At 72.2% G+C, this 15037-nt stretch carries 14 protein-coding genes; 7 read left to right on the top strand and 7 right to left on the bottom strand.

Going from position 1 to position 15037, the window contains the following annotated elements; genetic code table 11:
* Positions 1-15: 15 nt before the first annotated feature.
* Positions 16-975, top strand: a complete 960-nt coding sequence (locus tag Dfulv_RS40615; protein ID WP_259859129.1) for an NAD(P)H-binding protein — start codon at positions 16-18, stop codon at positions 973-975.
* Positions 976-1006: 31 nt separating this feature from the next.
* Here Dfulv_RS40615 and Dfulv_RS40610 read toward each other — a convergent pair whose 3' ends face one another.
* The gene (locus Dfulv_RS40610) at positions 1007-2434 is read right to left on the bottom strand and encodes a DUF1996 domain-containing protein (RefSeq protein ID WP_259859128.1); all 1428 of its coding nucleotides are present in this window, start codon (positions 2432-2434) and stop codon (positions 1007-1009) included.
* A 321-nt stretch (positions 2435-2755) separates the two neighbouring features.
* Here Dfulv_RS40610 and Dfulv_RS40605 point away from each other — a divergent pair, with 321 nt between their 5' ends.
* From Dfulv_RS40605 to Dfulv_RS40595, 3 genes are read left to right on the top strand one after another with little or no spacing between them, the layout of a single operon-like run.
* On the top strand, positions 2756-3709 hold the full coding sequence (locus tag Dfulv_RS40605; protein WP_259859127.1) for a hypothetical protein: 954 nt from the start codon (positions 2756-2758) through the stop codon (positions 3707-3709).
* A gap of 17 nt (positions 3710-3726) precedes the next feature.
* The gene (locus Dfulv_RS40600; RefSeq protein WP_319805722.1) at positions 3727-4905 is read left to right on the top strand and encodes a sensor histidine kinase; all 1179 of its coding nucleotides are present in this window, start codon (positions 3727-3729) and stop codon (positions 4903-4905) included.
* Positions 4902-5567 (top strand): response regulator, encoded by a 666-nt coding sequence (locus Dfulv_RS40595; RefSeq protein ID WP_259859125.1) that lies wholly within the window; start codon positions 4902-4904, stop codon positions 5565-5567. Before Dfulv_RS40600 ends, Dfulv_RS40595 begins: the two co-directional genes overlap by 4 nt.
* Here Dfulv_RS40595 and Dfulv_RS40590 read toward each other — a convergent pair.
* The 4 genes from Dfulv_RS40590 to Dfulv_RS40575 form a co-directional block, all read right to left on the bottom strand.
* Positions 5555-6760, bottom strand: a complete 1206-nt coding sequence (locus Dfulv_RS40590; RefSeq protein WP_259859124.1) for a glycosyltransferase — start codon at positions 6758-6760, stop codon at positions 5555-5557. The genes Dfulv_RS40595 and Dfulv_RS40590 overlap by 13 nt on opposite strands.
* Before the next feature lie 234 nt (positions 6761-6994).
* Positions 6995-7693: a response regulator gene (locus Dfulv_RS40585; RefSeq protein WP_259859123.1), complete on the bottom strand. Its 699-nt coding sequence runs from the start codon at positions 7691-7693 to the stop codon at positions 6995-6997.
* Positions 7690-8793 (bottom strand): sensor histidine kinase, encoded by a 1104-nt coding sequence (locus tag Dfulv_RS40580; protein ID WP_259859122.1) that lies wholly within the window; start codon positions 8791-8793, stop codon positions 7690-7692. The genes Dfulv_RS40585 and Dfulv_RS40580 overlap by 4 nt, the downstream gene beginning before the upstream one ends.
* On the bottom strand, positions 8781-8915 hold the full coding sequence (locus Dfulv_RS40575) for a hypothetical protein (protein ID WP_259859121.1): 135 nt from the start codon (positions 8913-8915) through the stop codon (positions 8781-8783). Before Dfulv_RS40575 ends, Dfulv_RS40580 begins: the two co-directional genes overlap by 13 nt.
* A gap of 147 nt (positions 8916-9062) precedes the next feature.
* On the opposite strand from Dfulv_RS40575, the gene Dfulv_RS40570 reads away from it, so the two are divergent.
* Positions 9063-9254: a hypothetical protein gene (locus Dfulv_RS40570; protein WP_259859120.1), complete on the top strand. Its 192-nt coding sequence runs from the start codon at positions 9063-9065 to the stop codon at positions 9252-9254.
* A 12-nt stretch (positions 9255-9266) separates the two neighbouring features.
* On the opposite strand, the gene Dfulv_RS40565 is transcribed toward Dfulv_RS40570, so the two are convergent.
* Positions 9267-10493, bottom strand: a complete 1227-nt coding sequence (locus Dfulv_RS40565) for a homocitrate synthase/isopropylmalate synthase family protein (protein WP_259859119.1) — start codon at positions 10491-10493, stop codon at positions 9267-9269.
* Between the two features lie 74 nt (positions 10494-10567).
* Here Dfulv_RS40565 and Dfulv_RS40560 point away from each other — a divergent pair, with 74 nt between their 5' ends.
* Positions 10568-11764 carry a citrate/2-methylcitrate synthase gene (locus tag Dfulv_RS40560; protein ID WP_259859118.1) on the top strand — a complete coding sequence of 399 codons (1197 nt, stop codon included), beginning with the start codon at positions 10568-10570 and terminating at the stop codon, positions 11762-11764.
* A gap of 12 nt (positions 11765-11776) precedes the next feature.
* Here the strand turns inward: Dfulv_RS40560 and Dfulv_RS40555 are convergent, their stop codons facing one another.
* The gene (locus Dfulv_RS40555) at positions 11777-12649 is read right to left on the bottom strand and encodes a PhzF family phenazine biosynthesis protein (protein ID WP_259859117.1); all 873 of its coding nucleotides are present in this window, start codon (positions 12647-12649) and stop codon (positions 11777-11779) included.
* Between the two features lie 92 nt (positions 12650-12741).
* On the opposite strand from Dfulv_RS40555, the gene Dfulv_RS40550 reads away from it, so the two are divergent.
* Positions 12742-14823: a M3 family metallopeptidase gene (locus Dfulv_RS40550; RefSeq protein WP_259859116.1), complete on the top strand. Its 2082-nt coding sequence runs from the start codon at positions 12742-12744 to the stop codon at positions 14821-14823.
* Positions 14824-15037 lie beyond the last annotated feature (214 nt).

Here is a 15037-nt window from a genome sequence, read left to right as displayed (position 1 = left end):
GGGTAGTACGGCGAAATGTCCGAGACGCGTCCGATCCTGGTCACCGGCGCGGGCGGGGCGGTCGGTGCGATCGGCCGCCGGGTCGTCGAGACCCTGCGTGCCCGCGGCCTTCCCGTGCGCGCCTTCGTCCACCACGAGGACGAGCGGGCCCAGGCGCTGCGCGCCACCGGCGCCGACGTCGTCGTCGGCGACCTCACCCGCGGCGACGACGTGCTCCGCGCGATGACCGGCTGCGGGCGGGTGTACTTCGGGATGAGCCCGTCGTCCGGCTACCTGGAGGCGACCACCGTCGCGGCCGTCGCCGCGCGACAGGTCGGGGACCTCGAGGCGTTCGTCAACATGTCGCAGATGACGGTCTCGCAGATGACCCTCATCAGCACGGTCGAGTCGCGCCAGCACCGCCTGCAGTGGCTCGGCGAGCGGGTCCTCGGCTGGTCCGGGCTGCCCGTCGTCGAGATCCGCCCGACGGTGTTCATGGAGAACCCGATGCTCACCGCGTCGATCGTCGACTCGATCGCGCGGGACGGCACGATCCGGCTGCCGTTCGGCTCCGCCCGTACCTCGCCCGTCCTGGCCGCGGACGTGGCCGCGGTCGTCGCGGAGGTCCTCGCCGATCCGGCGCCGCACCTGCTCCAGGCGTACGAGCTGACGGGTCCCGGCGCGGTGACCGGGGTGGAGCTGGCGCTGCAGTTCGCGGAGGCGCTCGGCCGGCCGGTCGCCTACGTCGACATGCCGTACCGCCAGTGGGTCGACGAGGTCCTCGCGCCGCTCGGCCTGCCGGAGCACCTGGCCGAGCACCTGGCGACCATGGCGCGGCTGCACGCCCTCGGGCGCTACGACCGGTACACCCGCGACGTCGAGCGGATCCTCGGCAGGCCCGCCCAGGGCGTCGGGGAATACGTGGCGCAGCTGCCGCGGGAGACGCTCGACCGGCTCTCGCCCGTGGCGACCGGCCGCCGCCACACCGGTCGATGAACCCGGTGTGGCGGCGTGGGTCGGTCGGTGATTACGGCAGCTGGTAGTTCTCGGTCAGCGCCGCGCCGCGCTCCGGCTTGTACTGGTCGAAGCCGCGCGGGTTGCACTGCAGGCCACCGTTGATGCAGTGGTTCGACAGGGCGGCCAGGATCGGCGCTTCCCACGCGTTGTAGAAGTCGTAGTGGAACGAGTAGCCGCGTCCGCTGGAGAAGTGGACGTCGGCCATGTTGCCGCTGACCGGCCACGCCATCTTGAACTCGATCATCGGCACGGCGACCGGGTGGGACGACGGGCAGACCCCGACGACCGGGTAGGCCATGTGCGACTTGTGGTCCGGCGTGTCCAGGTGCAGGCCGTCCCAGCAACTGGGGGCCTGGAACCGGACGTTGAGCTGGCTGCCCGCGGCGCAGTTGGCGGGGATGTCCCAGTTGCGGACGCTGTCGCCGCACTCGAAGCCCTCGACCGTGCCGGGGTGGTTCTTGAACTCGTCCAACGTGGACGACGGGCTGCCGACGACGTAGCGCAGGCCGGCCGGGAACGGCCGCACGCTGCGGTAGTCGATGACGCCGCTCTTGTAGTAGATGACCTGTGGGCCGACCGGCTGGACGGCGGCGGTGCCGTTGTAGAGCGTCGGCATCCAGTACGCACTCTTGTCACCCGGCGTCACGCACGCGGTGCCGCCGGCCTGCAGCGACTGCAGCGTCGTGTTGGCGTTGGTCGTGGTGTTGCCCATGAACGTGTGCGAGTGCGAGGCGCCGGGCAGGCCGAAGAACACGATCGGGTCGTCGGGCAGGTTGCTGCGGCTCACCGAGCAGTTCGCCTGGAACTCGTGGTGCGTCGTGAGCGGGTTGGTCTGCGGCGGGATCGCCGTCGAGGGCACCACGCCGGTGACGGGCGGGTTGGCCATCACGTAGCCGGGGCCGCCGGTCGGCGGGGGCGTGGAGCCGGAGGTGCCGTAGACCTTGAACTCGATGAGCGAGTAGCCGTAGCCGGTGCCGCGCTGGGTGCCGTACATCCGCACGTACCGGCCGGTGCCGTTGACGTCGAGGGTCTGCGTGCCGCCGGTCCCGGTGGTCGTGCTGTAGATGGAGGTCCAGGCGTTGCCGTCGGGCGAGGTCTGGATCTGGAACGCCTTCGCGTACGCCGCCTCCCACTGCAGGACGACCTGGGAGATGGTGGCGGTCGAGCCGAGGTCGACCCGCAGCCACTGCGGGTCGCTCCACTGGCTGCCCCAGCGGGTGGCGTTGTTGCCGTCGACCGCGGCCGTGGCAGGCGTCTCGCCGAGTTCGGTCGAGGAGGCGAGGGCGGGGCGGCCCTGCGACAGCAGGGTGCCGGTGGCGGCGTCGGCGGCGGTGAGCTGGAGGGCGCCGACCACGACCGACGCGACGACGGTGGTGCTGACCGCGAGCGGGGCGAGGATTCTTCTGAGCCGGGGTCTGCCTGCGGTTCCTGTTCTCAAGGGGAGCTCCCAGGGGTGTGTGACGGCGTGAGGCGGTCACGCCGCGGACCGGCGCGTCGCAGCGCCGGTGGGCGGGTCGAACGCTTGGAGAGCGCTCTCCCAGATGGTGCTCCCGGTGGGGCTGTTCGTCAATACGTCACGCCGTCGAGGTGCCGTCATTCGGTACAAGTCGGGCGGCACTACGCATGGAGAGGAGAGCGCTCTCCAGTGCAAGGGTCGGGCTCTGATCGGCCTCTGGTAGGAGCCGTCCTCATCCCTGAGGCCGGAGGTCGGGCGTCCGGCAGGAAGAGCCGGCCGGGCGGAAGACGGCACCGTCAGGGCATGACAACACTCCAGCACGCATCCGTCGCATCCGTCGCCGGCAGCGCCCGGCGGGCCGCCCGGTGGCACCGGCCGCTCATGCTCGTCGCGGCCGTCATGGCTGTCCTCGCCGTGTGGAGCGCCGCCGGCCTGCTCCTCGACGACCGCCTGGTCGGCGGCGTCCCCGTCTGGCTCAAGCCCTTCAAGTTCGCGGTCTCGTTCGTGTTGTACTGCATGACGCTCGCCTGGATGATCACGCTGGTCGAGCGCCGCAAGCGGCTGGCGCACTGGGCCGGCACGGCCGTCGCGGTCAGCGGCGCCTTCGAGGTGCTGCTCATCGCCGGGCAGGCGGCCCGCGGCCGGGCGAGCCACTTCAACTCCACGACGCCGTTCGACGACTTCGTGTGGACCGCGATGGGTGCCACCATCTCCGTCCTGTGGGTCGGCACGCTCATCCTCGCCGTGCTGCTCTTCCGGTCCGGCATCACTGACCGCGCGAACCGCTGGGCGGTGCGGCTCGGCGTGGTCCTGTCCATCGTCGGCATGTCACTGGGCACGCTCATGCTGCTGCCGTCGGCGTCGCAGCGGGAGAAGCTCGCGGCCGGCGAGGACACGATCATCGGCGCGCACAGCGTCGGCGTCGAGGACGGCGGGTCCGGCATGCTGCTCACCGGCTGGAGCACCACCGGCGGCGACCTGCGCATCCCGCACTTCGTCGGCCTGCACGCCCTGCAGCTGCTGCCGGTGCTCGCGATGCTGCTGGCGCTGCTGGCCCGGCGGACGCCGCGGCTCACGCCCGACCGGCGGGCCCGGCTCGTCCTGCTCGGCGCCGCCCTCTTCACCGGCCTGCTCGCCCTGGTCACCTGGCAGGCGCTGCGCGGGCAGCCGCTCATCCACCCGGACACGCTCACCCTGACCGCCGCCGGACTCCTCGCCTCGGCCGGCGCGGGCGGGACCGCCGCGATCCTTCGATGAAGCCCTATCGTGGAGCCGTGCTCACCCGGATGTTCGACGAGCGGTACGCCTCAGCCAGGCTGCTCCTGCTCTCGCTGAGCGGCGTCGGATACCTCCTGCTGCTGCGCAACCCGGCCGAGCCGCGCAACTGGGTCGACTGGGCCGCCGATCTCACCGAGTTCGCGCTCGTCCCGCTGTGCGCCCGCCTCCCGTTCGCGGGCGCACTCGCGCAGACGGCGGTCCTCGCGGTCGCCTCGCTGTGCGGCGAAGGGCAGACGGTCATCCCCACGGTCGGGTCGAGCTGGGCCGCGCTGGAGCTCGCGCTGCACAGCCCCGGCCCGAAGCTGTGGATCGTCACCGCCGCGCTCTTCGGCGTGAACTATGCCGACGACTGGCACAAACTGCCCGGCGAGGCGCTCGGCGTCACGTACAACACCCTCATCCTGGTCGGCGTCCCGGTGTTGTTCGGCGCGAACATCCGCGCCACGCGGCAGCTGGCCCGGCAGGCCGAGGCCCGGGCCACGGAAGAGGAGCGGCGACGGCTGTCCGAGACCCGGGCGGCGCGGGCCGACGAGCGCACCGCCATCGCCCGGGAGCTCCACGACGTCGTCGCGCACCACGTCGCCTCGATCGTGCTGCGGGTCGGGGTGGCCCGGCACGTGCTGACCGGCGGCGCCCGGCCCGACCCGCGCACCGTCGCGGTCCTCGACGACGTGCACGCCACCGGCACCGCCGCGCTCGCCGACCTGCGGCAGCTCGTCACCGTGCTGCGTGCCCCCGAGGCCGGCACCGTCGCGGGATCCCCCGCCGTCGTGTCGATCGAGCCGGAGTCGTTGCCCGCCGCGCTCGAGGCCGCCGCCGACCGGGCCCGGCAGACCGGCGTGACGGTCGACGCCGACATCGATCCGGAGGTGTCCACATTGGATGCGGTACGGGGACTGGCCGTGCTCCGACTGACCCAGGAGGCCCTGACGAACGTCGCCCGGCACGCCGGTCCGGCCGCGCACGCCCGGCTCGTCGTGCGGATGCGGGACCGGGCCGTGGAGTGGTCGGTGACGGACGACGGAGGGTCCGGCCCCGTCGTGCCGGCGCCCGGCACCGGCCACGGCATCGTCGGGATGCGCGAGCGGGTGCAGGTCCTCGGCGGGAGACTCGAGGCCGGTCCGGTCGTCGGCGGTGGCTGGGCGCTGGGCACCGTGTTGCCGGCGGCGGCATGATCAGGGTCCTGCTCGTCGACGACCAGCGGCTCGTGCGGGCCGGGCTGCGGATGCTGTGCGACGCCGAGCCGGACCTCGACGTCGTCGGCGAGGCCGACAACGGCCGCGACGCCGTCCGGCTCGCCGACGAGCTGCATCCCGACGTCGTGGTCATGGACCTGCGCATGCCCGGGATGGACGGCACCACCGCGACCGCGCGGATCCGGGACGCCCACCCCGCGTGCCGGATCCTCGTGGTGACCACGTTCGACGACGACGACCACCTGTACCCGGCGCTGGCCGCCGGCGCGTGCGGCTTCCTGGTCAAGGACGCCGCCCCGGCTGAGCTGCTCGACGGCATCCGCAAGGCCGCCGAGGGGGAGAGCCCGTTCAGCGCCGGCGTACTGCGGCGGCTGGTGTCGCGGGCGGTCACCGCGCACGGTGCGGCGGAGGCGGTCCAGCCACCCGGGGCGGTGGCGCTGCCCGGCCTGACCGCCCGTGAGCGCGACGTGCTCGCCCTCGTGGGCGAGGGGCTGTCGAACCAGGAGATCGCCGACCGCCTGCACCTGGGCGTGACGACGGTGAAGACCCACATCACCGGGCTGATGACCAAGACCGGCGCGCCGAACCGGGTGCGCCTGGCGATCCTGGCCGTCCAGAGCGCCGGCCCTCAGAGTCGCTGAGGGACCCGCAGGCCCATGTCGCGGTAGGCGTGGTCGATCAGTGAGGCGTACGAGGCGATCATGCGCGTGTGGCTGAAGCGCTCGCGGCTGCCGAGCAGCGACGGCGTGAACTCGGCGCGCCGGGCGACCGCCTCGGACCAGGCGGCGCTGATCGCGTCGGGGTCCGGCGGGGTGATCAGCCCGTGTCCGGCGACGATGATCGCGGTGTCGCCGACGTCGGTGGAGACCGGGACGGCACCGCACATCGCGCCCTCGATGAGGCACAGCGGCGCGGCCTCGCCGCTCGCCGAGGTGAGCGCCACGACGTCGGAGGCGGCGTAGACGGTCTCCATGTCGCGGCGGATCCCCAGCAGGTGCAGGCGGGCGAGGCTGCGCGGCTCGTCGGCGAACACGTCGTTGAGCAGGCCGCAGAGTTCGACGTTGGCGGTGCTCATCCCGGCACCGCACATGAGGACGTGGCCGCTGGGATCGCGTTCCAGGAACCGGCGGGCGGCCCGGAGGAAGAGCGGCACGTTTTTCATCGGGTCGTAGCGGGCCGCGAGCGTGACCACGTCGGCCTTCGGGGGGACACCGAGCGACCGGCGCAGCGTCGCCCGGCGGCGGGCCGGCACCGGCTGGAACCGTGTCAGGTCCACCCCGTTGGGGACGACGCGCAGGAGCCCGCCGGGGATGCCGGCCGCCTGGTACGCCGCGCGCGTCGACTCGGCACAGCAGATCGCCGCGGCGACCCGGCCGTCGGCGACCGCGGTCTTGAACTCGTCGAGCGCGCTGCCCTGGTTTTCCGGGTCGGAGCGGTGCAGGCAGACGATGACCGGCTTGCGCGGGAAGTCCGGCCGGTTGACGAGCCGGAGCGGCTGCTCCTTGAGCGACATGATGATGTCCGCGTGCTCGGCGTGGTGGACGGCGGTCGCCACCTCCGCCGCGCTGAACGCCTTCCGGGGCGCGGTGTCGCCGCCGATCCGGCGGCCCAGCGACGTGACCTGGATGCCGACCGCGCTCAGCGAGCGGTACGACGCGTCCTCCTCCATCCGCTGCAGGATGGTCTCCCGGCGCATCGCGCCGTAGATGCTCAGCACCGAATGCTGATGACTGCCCCCGGTGTGCAGCCCGGCCACGACGGTGCTGTGCAGGGCCCGGGCGCCGCCCGAGAAGAAGCCCTCATAGATCGACATCACGCGCAGTTGGCTTGTCACGGGCAAATCATCGCCCGGTCTGTCAGGTTGGAACAGCGTTCCTCCGGTGAACTGTGCGTTTCGTAGAAATCACGGCTTGGGTGAGGGCCTCACCCGATTTCGGTGTGTGACGGTCACGATGCGGGTGAGCTGCGGATTCGGGTCGTTCGCCGGAGCCGGGACGGCGTATCCTGCCGGGCGTTGACGGCGGCCCGCAGCGCGGCCGTCCGTGCCACGGCTCCAGCAGTACAAGCCTCAACCGGGCTGTACGAGCCCCGACTCGTAGGCCAGGATCACCAGCTGCACCCGGTCCCGCACGCCGAGCTTCATGATCGCCCGCGTCACGTGGGTCTTGGCGGTGAGCGGGCTGATGTACAGCTCCCGGGCGATCTCGTCGTTCGACAGCCCACCGGCGACCAGGCGGACCACCTCGACCTCCCGCGGGGTCAGGACGGCCAGCCGGTCGCCGGTGGCTCCGGCAGGACCCGTGGTCCGGAGCGGGCGGCGGGAGAACTGCCCGATGACCCGGGCCGTGACGCTGGGGGAGAGCAGCGCCTCGCCGGCGGCGACGACCCGCACCGCGCGGCGCAGGTCGTCGGGCTCGACCTCCTTGGTGAGGAAGCCGCTGGCGCCGGCCCGCAGCGCGGCGAACACGTTCTCGTCGGTCTCGAAGGTGGTAAGGATGACAACCTTCGTGCCGACGAGCGCGGGATCGCCGACGATCTGCGCGGTGGCGGCGATGCCGTCGAGGCCGGGCATCCGGATGTCCATCAGCACCACGTCGGGACGGTGGCGGCGGGTCTCGCGGACCGCCTCGTCGCCGGTCGACGCCTCGGCCACCACACTGAGGTCCCGCGCGCGCCGCAGCAGGCTGCCGAACCCGGCCCGGACGAGCGCCTGGTCGTCGGCGAGCAGGACCTTGACGGTCGGGTTGCCGGTCGGGTTGCTGTTCATGCCGGAATCTTCGCGTGTACCTCGAAGCCGCCGCCGTCCGCGTTACCGGAGCGGAAGGTGCCGGCGAGCGCCGCGACCCGCTCGGCGAGGCCGGTGAGCCCGTGTCCGGGCGGCGCCGAGGAGCCCGCCCCGTCGTCGCGGACGGTGACCTCCGTCGGCCGCCCGGCGGCGCCGGAACCCCCGTAGCTGACCGCCACCCGGACGGTTGTCGCGCCGGCGTGCCGGACGGCGTTCGTCAGTGCCTCGCGCACGATCCGGGACGCCACGAGCCGTACCGCCAACGGGGTCTCTTCCTCGTCACCGGTCACCTCGAGGGTCGTGCGGAGCCCGGTGGCACGCACCCGCGCGACGAGGTCGTCCAGCGGCAGCGGCTCGGCCGGCGGCAGCCGGTCGTCCCGCAGCACACCGACCAGCGACGACAGGTCAGCCATCGCCTTGCGCCGCACGTCCTGCGCCAGGCGCAGCGCGTCGCGGGCCTCGTCGGGGGCGGTGTCGAGGGCGTCGGCGGCGACGTTGACGTGCACCCCGACGACGGCGAGCGTGTGCGCCACGGCGTCGTGGACCTCCTGGGCGACCCGCAGGCGTTCGGCGGTGCGCTGCTCGTCCAGTTCGGTGCGCAGCCGCTGGACGATCTCCTTCTGCCAGCGCAGCCAGTTGCGGTACGACAGGGCAGCGGCGATGACCGCGCTGAGCCAGAGCGCCTCGGTGCCGACGTTCGCCGTCGCGCGGCTCGCCGTGTGCGTCAGGACCGTCCAGTCGACGTTGAACGCCGAGAGGGCGTGCAGCACCGCGACGGCGATGACGGTCCTGATGCGCGGCCTCGGGCTCAGCACCGCGGCCACGTAGAGGAACGTCACCGGCCACAGCCAGCCCACGTCGGTCAGGCCGGTGATCCGGAACGCGAGAACGGTGCAGGCGCCGAGCAGCAGGCCGGTGACCGGGTGGCGGCGCTGCAGCCACAGCAGGCCGGCGAGCCAGACGCCGAGGGGCAGCGCGCTGGATCCGCTGAGGGATTCGCCGTTCAGCCCGGTCCCGCTGAGGACACCGACCACGGTCAGGATCGAGAAGACGGCGGTGGTGCGACGGCTCAGCGGCTGCATTGCTGTACCGTCGCATGCTCGATGATCATCACGGTGCGCGGCGCGGCCGGGAGATGCGGCAGCGCACCGGCGACGGCGGTGAGGAGGCCGGCGACCAGGCCGGCGAGGTGATATCGCAGCATGGCGCCGACGCTAGGCGGAGACGCCGGTCGGTTCGTCGTCCGTGCGGAGACACCCGCTCCTACACCATTTGGTGTACACCAACCCGGTCGATGTATTCCCGGTGGCAGGGTGTCCCGGGCTTTCGCGCGCGGCTAGCTTGATCCGGCATGGAGCATCGCTGCGGCAGGCATGTCGTCCTGGCCAACCCGGCCTCGCGCATCCCGATCTGGATGGACTGCGCCGTGCACCGCTACACGCCGGTCCAGATCGAGCGCCGCTTCTCCGACATCGTCGCGCTGGAGTTCTCCGGCGAGGAACTGCTGCAGCTCGGCTGGATCGTCGAGCACGGGATGCTGTAGCCCCGGCCCGGGTTACCGCGTCAGCAGTCCCGGATACAGCAGGGCCAGCTCGTTCGGACAGGCGGCGATCAGCCGCAGCTCGTCGTCGGTGAGCGGGCGGCCGGTCGCCGCGTTGCACAGCTGGACCAGCTTGAACGTCAGCTGTTCGTCCGTCACCTCGACCCCCAGGTCGTCGAACACGTGCCGGAAACCCGCCAGCCCGCCGTATTCGCCGGTGAGGACGATCCGGCCGGCCCGGGTGTGCCGGTCGTGCGGGAACGGCCCCAGTTCCTCGTCGTCGTACAGCTCGTAGTTGCGATGGTCCTTGAGCGCGCCGTCGGCGTGGATGCCGGACTCGTGCGCAAACGCGTTGGGCCCGACACCCGGCTGGTGGTTGGGCAGCGGCTGGCCGAACGCGTACGACGCCCACCAGGCGAACCGCCGCGCCCACGTCAGATCGAGCCGGTCGCCGATCTCGGCGCCGTCCGGCACGCCGAAGCCGTGCCGCAAGGCCAGGATGCACGAGACGAGGTCGGCGTTGCCGGACCGCTCGCCGATGCCGTTGACACAGGTGTTGATCCAGGCGTCCTGTCCCGCGTCGAGGTCGCCGAACGCGCCGGCGAGCGAGTTGGCCACCGCCATGCCGAGGTCGTTGTGGCAGTGCGTCTCGACGGGCATGCCGACGGTGCCGGCGAGCTTCGCGAACCGTTCGCCGATGCGTCCCGGGGTGTCGCCGCCGATCGTGTCGCAGTACCGCAGGCGGTCGGCGCCCGCCTCGCGCGCCGCGATCGCGAACTCGATGAGGAACCCGTCGTCGGTGCGTGAGCCGTCCTCGGCGTTGACGCCGACGGTCTGCGCGCCGGCGGCCTTCGCGGTGCGGACCGCCTCGACCGTCTCGCGGATGAGCGCCGGCCGGTCGAGCCGGCCGCGGAACTTGTTCCGCAGCATCTGGTCGGACGTGGAGATCGACAGGTTGTAGTGCTTGAGGCCGAGCGCGGCGGACCGCTCGACGTCGGCGGCCACGGCCCGGCACCAGCCGGACAGGCGCAGCCCGCCGAAGGCGCCGGCCTGCTCGAGCGCGGTCTGGGCGCGGATGTATGGCACCTCGTGGAACAGGAACGGGAAGCCGATCTCCGACTGGGCCACCCCGAGCCGGCCCAGATAGAAGTTGACCATCGTCTTGCCGAACTTGGACAGCCCGGTCCGGGCGGTCTGAACTCCGTCACGGTTGGTGACGTCGAGGAAATGGATCTGCGGCATGCGTCCAGGTTGACTGTCGTGCTTGTTATGTGTCAATGTTGACGAAAATCAACATGCATAACCGGGGAGCGGCGTTGAGCAGGTGGATGAGCGTCGAGGACGCGGCCCGGCGGCTGGGTGTGAAGACCGCCACCGTCTACGCATACGTCAGTCGGGGTGTGCTCACGCGGCGCCGCGGCGAGGACGGGCGCAGCCTCTTCGACGCCGAGGAGGTCGAGCGGCTCGCGCTGCGCGGCCGGCCCCGCCGCTCCGGGAGCCACCCCGAGCTGGTCATCGAGTCGGCCGTCACCCTGCTCGGCGGCGACCGGCCGTTCTTCCGGGGCCGTGACGCCACGGTACTCGCCGGCACCTGGCACCTGGAACACGTCGCCGGCTGGCTGTGGACGGGCAAGGACCGCGATCATGTGGACCGCTGGGAGGCGGCACCGGAGGCCGTCGCCGCCGCCCGGGCGGCGCAGGCCGGGCTGTCGGCGTCCGTGCTGCCGCTGGAGCGCCTGCAGGTGATCGTCACCGCGCTCGCCGCCGCGGATCCCGTGCGGCTGACACTGGACCCGGCGGCGGTCGCCCTCATCGGCCAGAGCATCGTGGCCGGGCTCGTCGACGCGCTTCCCGGCAGCGTTCCCCGGCGCGTCGCCGGGGGACCGGTCGCCGGGCGGCTGTGGGCGAAGCTCGCCGCCCCGGACGCCGCCCCGGCACTCGCCGACGTCCTGCGCTACGCAACGGTGCTCCTCGCCGATCACGAGCTGGCCTCCTCGACCCTCGCCGCGCGGGTCGCCGCGTCCGTGCGCGCCGATCCGTACGCGGTGGTCGCCGCCGGTCTCGGTGTCGTCAGCGGTGCGCTGCACGGCGGGGCCTCACTCGGTACCGAGGCGATGCTCGCCGAGACGTCCGAGCCGGCGCAGGCGTCCGCCGTGATGGGGCAGCGCCTCCGGCAGGGGGAGCGGGTGCCGGGGTTCGGGCACGCCGTCTACCGCTCCGGCGACGGCCGCGCGACCGCGCTGCTCGGCCGGATCCGGGCCGCCGTGCCCGGGCATCCACGGCTCGCTGTCGCCGACGCGATCCTCGAGGAGGCCGGCCGACGCCGCCTGCCCGACGTCAACGTCGACTTCGCGCTGGGGCTGCTGGCCCATCTCGCCGGCATGCCCCGCGGCGCCGGCGAGGCGATCTTCGGCGTCGCGCGGACCGTGGGCTGGCTCGCCCACGCCATGGAGGAGTACGAGCGGCCGACGAAGCTCCGCCTGCGGGCCTCGTACACCGGGCCGATGGCCTAGAACAAAATCGGCCTAGACGTAGAGCCGTCCCGCCGCTACGACCACCGCGGTGCCGGAGACCTCGATCCGCTCGATCCCGTCGACCCGGTCGAGGGTGCCGTCCACACGGGCGTGGATGGTCGACGGGCGGCCCATCTCGACGCCCTGGCGGACCGTGATCCGGGTGCCGAGCGGCACCAGGCCGTGGCGGGCGAGGTGCAGCGCCAGCGGGCCGGCCGCGGAGCCGGTGCCCGCGTCCTCCGTCACGCCGTAGGCCGGCGAGAACATCCGGGTCCGCCACACCGCCGGGTCGCCGGTCGGGGCGAAGCAGTTCGCGGCCAGGTCCGGGTGGGTCGCCAGGGCGCGCAGGTCGACCCGCAGGCCCGCCAGCGCCGCCTCGCCGTCGAGGCCGACGAACACGTGGCGCGGGCCGTTGCGGTACACCTCGACCGGGAGCGTCGACACGGGCACGTCGAGCGCGTCGAGCAGCTCGTCCGCCCGGTCGTACGGCTCCCACACCGGGATCGGCTGGAGCATCCGCGCGCCCCAGACCCGCCGGCCGCTGTGCTGCCCGCGGCGGAGCCGGAACGGCACGACCCCCATCCCCGTCTCCATCCGCAGCTCCTCGCCGCGCGCGCCGGGGTGCCCGGTCTCGGCGAGGACCACCGCCGTGCCGAACGTGGGGTGGCCGGCGAACGGCAGCTCGCCGATGGGCGTGAAGATCCGCACCCGGACGTCGCCGCCGGCGGCCGGGGGCAGCACGAAGGTCGTCTCCGACAGGTTCATCTCGCGGGCGATGCGCTGCATGCGCCCGGCGGAGAGCCCGGTCGCGTCGAGCACGACGGCGAGCGGGTTGCCCGCCAGCGCGGTTTCCGTGAACACGTCTGCGATCACATACCCGTACACGGCGTCACGGTATCCATCCGGCGAGTGCGCGGGACACTGCCAGAACGAGTAGGGGCCGGTGGTGCGGCGTCACGGCCGATACAGTCGGTGAGGTGACCACGGACAACCCGTTCTCCGCAGACAATCCGTTCGCCGCCCCCAGCGAGCTCCCCTATCAGCTGCCGCCGTTCGACCGCATCGAGTCGGGGCACTACCTGCCCGCGTTCGAGCGGGGCATGGCCGAGCAGCGCGCCGAGGTCGACGTGATCGCCGCCGACCCCGAGCCGCCGACGTTCGAGAACACCCTCGTGGCCCTCGAGCGCTCCGGGCGGATCCTCCAGCGCGTCTCGGCCGCGTTCTTCAACGTGACCAGCTCCGACACCAGCCCCGAGCTGCAGGAGATCGAGAGCACCATCGTGCCGCGGTTGTCCGCGCACGGCGATGCGATCATGCTCGACCGCAGCCTGTACCAGCGGATCCAGACGCTCTACGACCAGCGTGAGTCGCTCGGCCTCGACGCCGAGTCGAGCTGGCTGCTGGAGCGCTATCACACCGAGTTCGTGCGCGCCGGTGCCCGGCTCTCCGACGAGGAGCACGTGCGGCTGCGCGAGCTCAACGCGGAGCTGGCCGGGCTCGCGACCGACTTCGGCAACAAGGTGCGCGACGAGATGAAGGCCAGCGCGGTGGTCGTCGACGACGTCGCGGAGCTCGACGGGCTGTCCGAGGACACGATCGCCGCCGCCGAGCAGGCGGCCCGCGACCGCGGCCTGGAGCAGGGCCACGTGCTCAACCTGATCCTGCCGACCGCGCAGCCGGCCCTCGCGTCGCTGCACAACCGGGCCCTGCGGGAACGCCTGCACACCGCCTCCGTGACCAGGGGCGGCCGCGGCGACGAGCACGACACCACCGACCTGGTGCGGCGGATCGTCCGGCTGCGGGCCGAGCGCGCCCGGCTGCTCGGGTTCGAGCACCACGCCGCCTACCAGATCTCCGACAACACGGCGCGGACCGTGCAGGCCGTCGAGGAGATGCTGGCCAAGCTCGCCCCGGCGGCGGTCGCCAACGCGCAGGCCGAGGCCGAGGACCTCCAGGCCGCCATCGGCTCGGAGTTCACGCTCGAGCCGTGGGACTGGGCGTACTACACCGAGCGGGTGCGCCGGGAGCGGTATGCGATCGACGAGGCCGAGCTGCGGCCGTATTTCGAGCTGGAGCGTGTCCTGCGGGACGGGGTCTTCTTCGCCGCCGGCAAGCTCTACGGGCTGCGCTTCGAGGAGCGGCCCGACCTGCCCGCCTACCACCCGGACGCGCGGGTCTTCGAGGTCCTCGACCACGACGGCAGCCCCCTCGGCCTCTTCATCGGCGACTTCTTCACCCGCGCCTCGAAGCGCGGCGGCGCCTGGGCCAACGCGCTCGTGCCCCAGTCGCGGCTGTTCGGCACCGCGCCGGTCGTCGTGAACAACCTCAACATCAACCGGGCCCCGGAGGGTGAGCCGACGCTGCTGACGCTCGACGAGGTCCGCACGCTGTTCCACGAGTTCGGGCACGCCCTGCACACGCTGTTCTCGCAGGTGTACTTCCCGAAGTTCGCCGGCACGCGGGTGCCGCGGGACTTCGTCGAGTACCCGTCGCAGGTCAACGAGGTGTGGATGCTGTGGCCGGAGGTGTTGGAGAACTACGCGGTCCACCACGAGACCGGTGACCGCCTGCCGCAGGAGATCGTCGACCGGCTCCAGGCCGCGAAGCAGTTCAACGAGGGCTTCGCGACCACCGAGTACCTCGCGGCGTCGCTGCTCGACCTCGCCTGGCACACGCTGACCGTCGACGACCTCGACGCGATGGGCGACCAGCCGATCGACGTGCACGCGTTCGAGGCGGCCGCGCTGGAGCGGGCCGGGGTCGCCGTGCCGTTCGTGCCGCCGCGGTACCGCACGCCGTACTTCGCGCACATCTTCAGCGGCGCCGCGTACAGCGCCGGCTACTACTCCTACATCTGGAGCGAGGTCCTCGACGCCGACACCGTCGACTGGCTCGTCGAGGAGGGCGGGCTGCGCCGGGAACTCGGCGACACGTTCCGTGCGGGGCTGTTGTCGAAGGGCGGCAGCGCGGATTCGATGCAGGTCTATCGTGCGTTCCGTGGTCGCGATCCGTTGATCGAGCCACTACTCAAGCGACGTGGACTGATCGCCGTTCCTTAGGTTTTGTTCAAGCATTGAGGTTAGGGAGGGATCCCGTCTTTCGGTACGGGCGCCACGTTCGTAAGCTGTCGCGGTGCGTGGCGCCACCTCTCGGCGCAGGCGCACCGCTGGACGCCGCCTGCACATCAGCAGGCTGGCGCTTCTGGCGGTGGTCAGCCTGGTCGCCTCATTGATCAGTGTCGGTGTTTCCTGGGCTATCTTCCCCAAAGAATCA

The sequence above is a fragment of the Dactylosporangium fulvum genome (assembly GCF_025137375.1).
In the GTDB taxonomy this organism is placed as follows: Bacteria; Actinomycetota; Actinomycetes; order Mycobacteriales; family Micromonosporaceae; genus Dactylosporangium; species Dactylosporangium fulvum.
The sequence above is the reverse complement of the archived record's forward strand: the minus strand, read 5'-3'. Positions and strand labels throughout refer to the sequence as shown.